Annotated in this window: 1 pseudogene; it reads right to left on the bottom strand. The window is 58.3% G+C overall.

The annotated features are described in order from the left end of the window. Positions 1 to 94: 94 nt before the first annotated feature. Positions 95 to 614: pseudogene (locus tag EN749_RS38115) on the bottom strand (hypothetical protein); the annotation flags it as partial.

The following is a 614-nucleotide window of genomic DNA, read 5'->3' as shown; positions in this document are numbered from 1 at the left end:
TACTGAGCCTCACTTGAATGCGCCGGTTTGGTTCGGGTTGGCATTTATTGTAGGCCAGGCGCTCGGTTCTCAAAGACATGGTAATTTCTTTGGGTCAGGCGGCGCGCAGAAGGGGAGGTTTGGGCTTGAAAAGAGATGGCAAGTTTCGCTGTGGCTGTCGAAACGGTGCCCGCAATCTCTCGTCAAGTTCGCCATTGATCTCGCCCGTCCGGACCTGCATGAGCATATGCGCGCCGTGGAGCGACCAGCGCATCTGCTGCTTCTTGACCATACGTTTCGCGACGAGTAAGTTCACCGCCGACTCGGCGAGGGACGTGGCAACGCGAAGGCCGGCGCGGTAGCGCTTACCATAGTTTACGATCGCACCGCAGTTCGAACGAACGTAGGTCAGAAGCTGCAACCCGAGACTATGAAGCCGTGCGATCGAGAACTCGCCTTCTCGCTGCGAATGCTTTACCAGGACCCGCTTCAGGTCGCGAATGGCGCGATCGACACGACCGTGCCATAGACGCCACTTCACGGCCCTGATGTCCCTGTCGATGGAAGGCAGCTCCCCGGTTCGATCAGTGTGGGATCGTATCCACTGATCGGCGATCTGCTGCATGGGCTGGATC

This window comes from Mesorhizobium sp. M7A.F.Ca.ET.027.02.1.1 (assembly GCF_004022985.1).
Lineage (GTDB): Bacteria > Pseudomonadota > Alphaproteobacteria > Rhizobiales > Rhizobiaceae > Mesorhizobium.
Note: the sequence above shows the minus strand (reverse complement) of the source record. Positions and strands in the feature narration are given on the sequence as shown.